This is a genomic window from Paenibacillus sp. 01L418, from assembly GCF_056400045.1.
Genome location: NZ_JBFTSN010000584.1, coordinates 1 through 3260, shown reverse-complemented (window position 1 = coordinate 3260; position 3260 = coordinate 1). Strand labels below are relative to the sequence as shown.

Below are 3260 nucleotides of genomic sequence, written 5' to 3'. Positions count from 1 at the left end.
CTATTGATCATTATAAAACGTGGGATGACGAGGCAGTAACTTCCGCTTCACTCGGCTTCCGATTTAATAATGAGAAAGTAAAATTGATTGAGACTGCCCTAAAAGAAGTAGCAGGCAAGGACTTAGCGGCTATACGCTCAGGCTTTGTTGATTTTGAAACGGAATATCCGAAAGCGATTAAGAAGCTAAAAGCAGCAGGGATTGATGAATACGTAGCTGAGATTCAGCGCCAGTTGGATGAGTTTTTGGCTAGTAAATAAACTGATATTATATTTTAAATTCATAGCATTGGCATAGGAGTAAAAGTAAGTGATGTGAAACCCCGACCTTAAAAGAGGTCGGGGTTTTTGCATTGTTTTGAGTAACGCCTATGCAGGATGTAGTACTATAGAAATAGGAACCATTCTTTCCTTTTGAGGGGTAAATTTAATGAAGAAAAGTAAGCAAATTAGGGATTTAATATATGTAAGCGGGGAGCATGAAACGAATTATTTTTGCTCCTATGGAATCGAATTTCATGAATTTATGAACTGTGTACATCATAGGCCGGAGAACCTTATACTTCTTAAACATGATTTTCATAACGTACAGACGAATCGGCATTCTAGACTTCATTATGTTTTGAAGCAAGGATTGGATGAATTAATTGAAGAAAACGTGTATCACTATGGAGATTTTTGTTGGGTAGATTTCTCCAAAGAAGAGGAATTAAATGCTTTAAGCAACAATCAAATCGCTGAATTATTGTTTTTTGGCCAAATGGGTGAGCCATTGCATCATATACCAAAGCTGAGGTTTGCTTATTTTGCACATGATGATGGCTGGTTTAACAAGCTTTATGTTACAGATTTATATGATTATGAAGTTCTTTTAGCTAAAGTGATTACTTTTAAGCTTCATAAACTAATCGGTAGGCAGGTTCAAGAAATTCCAAAGGACATATCATCGGTACTTTTAGAATGGACAAGAGATGGATTATTGATTGACTTGTCAAAAATTCAAAAAAGTAAAACTGAATTAAGAATACCGGTAACCTTTATTGGTCATGACATTGATATGGACAGCGTATACGATTTTAGAAAAGAAATTAGGGATTACAAGGTTTGGTTAGTTTATTCAAAAAAGGTATGGAAGCTTATTAAAGAAGGTTAAAACGAACGTTTGCGTTATGGGGAAGTATCATCCCTGTCATTTGAGCGCGATTGTTGATATTTCTAATGGGTTATTCCTATCCACAGGTAGGCTGAAAATCAGACATCGTGGATCTTATTATATTGATTAATGTATGTCATTATATTTCTAGGGGGGATTGGATGTTTACTGAATTCAATTTGACGGATGACAGCCCTGCCTATACCCAAGTAAAAGAATACATGAAAAGATTAATTACTTTAGGTGTATTGCAAGCGAATCAGAAGCTCCCGTCCACGCGCGAACTCAGTTCTATGCTGAATGTCAGTAGAAATACGGTAGTTAGTGCATACGCAGATTTGAAAGACGAAGGTTTTGTGTATGTAGATAAAGGAAAAGGGAGCTTTGTTGCTCAAAAATTCGGTGAGGCAGCAACTGACCCTTCATGGCAGCTTGATTGGAAGCAAAATATTAGTAAACAAACGAAGATTGCTGAAGAAATGGATCTTAGCAAGCACGGGATACGTTCTAGCACAGGAGAAATCAATTTTACAAGTATCGCACCGGATGGGAAACTGTTTGATCTCGATAATGTCAAACGAGCATTTTTAGATCGGATGTCCATAGAGGGTGAAATCATCTTAAACTATGGATATGCACAAGGCTACAAGCCTTTAATGGAATATTTACTTCGATATATGGAGAATAAAGGGGTAAATCTAGAGGGTAAGGATATTCTGATTACGAACGGTTTTACAGAAGGATTAGATCTCATTTTATCGGCTTTAATTAAGAAAAATGGTCGTGTCCTTTGCGAGAATCCTACCCATCATGCGGCAATTAAACTGTTTAAGATGCATGGATTTGATTTTGAGGGTATCGAAATGGAGCAAGACGGAATTAATCTTGTGGAGCTGGAGAGAGCATTGTCAGAAGGATCCTTTGATTTAACCTATCTTGTACCTTCTTATCATAATCCAACGGGTATTGTGATGTCTCCCCATAAACGAATGGAAGTCATCAAGCTGCTCCATAAATATCAAGTCCCGCTTATTGAAGATGGGTTCAACGAGGAGCTAAGGTTTTCAGGAGACCACATTGCCCCTTTAATTGCATGTAATGGAAATGGAAATAGTGTCATCTATCTGGGCAGTTTTTCGAAAATCCTTTTCCCTGGCCTCCGGGTTGGATGGGTCTTGGCTGAGAAAGAGCTCATTTATTATCTGGAAAGTGTAAAGCGTGCGCGAAGCATCCACACCTCCACGTTAGATCAATCCTTACTTTATCAATATCTTCATAATGGCAACTTCGAGAAGTATTTGAAGAAAGCCAAATCTGAATATAAACGAAAATGTGAATTAGTCATTCGGTGCTGTAAAGCGTTTATTCCGTTAAGACGCCTTTCAGGCGACGGAGGGCTTCATGTATTTATTGAATTCGAAGATAACTATGATACCAATGTCTTATTAGAATACTGTCGCCACAAAGGGGTCATATTTACTCCGGGCAACATTTTTTTTACAGATAACAAAGGTCATCATACGATGCGGCTTGGTTTCTCACGAGTAGCAGATGAGGACATCATAAAAGGGATTCAAATTATAGGTGATACGGCTAAACAAATGATGAAGGAGAGACAGCTATGAGAGTTGGAGTGATAATGGGGGGTATTTCATCAGAAAAAGAAGTATCCCTTATGACTGGACGCGAAATGATTGCTAATTTGGATAGAGAAAAGTATGAGTTGTATCCGATTGAAATCAATCGAAAAGATGAACTCATTGAAAAAGTGAAAAATATTGATGTAGCTCTGCTTGCACTTCATGGGAAGTATGGTGAGGATGGAACGATTCAAGGGGCGCTTGAAACACTTGGCGTTCCTTATACGGGGTGCGGTGTTTTATCGAGCAGCTTGAGCATGGATAAAAATATATCTAAAAAGCTTTTTCGTCATGACGGCATCGATACTCCTGACTGGATTCATTTGAATAGTGCAGATGAATTATGTGTTGAAGATGTCGAACGACTGGGTTATCCGGTTATCGTGAAGCCAAATTCAGGCGGTTCGAGTTTAGGAGTCAAAATAATAAAAAACAAAGAAACGTTAGTTGATGAGGTACTAGAAACCT

4 protein-coding genes are annotated in these 3260 nt (G+C 38.0%); all 4 read left to right on the top strand.

Going from position 1 to position 3260, the window contains the following annotated elements:
- Positions 1-260: DUF3502 domain-containing protein (locus tag AC1DSE_RS33085; protein ID WP_477528901.1), on the top strand; the 260-nt coding region annotated here is incomplete at its 5' end.
- A 169-nt stretch (positions 261-429) separates the two neighbouring features.
- Complete coding sequence (locus tag AC1DSE_RS33080) at positions 430-1152, top strand: hypothetical protein (protein ID WP_477509711.1); 723 nt, start codon at positions 430-432, stop codon at positions 1150-1152.
- A 161-nt stretch (positions 1153-1313) separates the two neighbouring features.
- Positions 1314-2777, top strand: coding sequence for a MocR-like pyridoxine biosynthesis transcription factor PdxR (gene pdxR / locus AC1DSE_RS33075; RefSeq protein WP_477509710.1), 1464 nt, complete (start codon positions 1314-1316; stop codon positions 2775-2777).
- Positions 2774-3260 (top strand): ATP-binding protein (locus tag AC1DSE_RS33070; protein WP_477528900.1); only part of this gene is annotated, 487 nt, incomplete at its 3' end. The genes pdxR and AC1DSE_RS33070, both read left to right, overlap by 4 nt.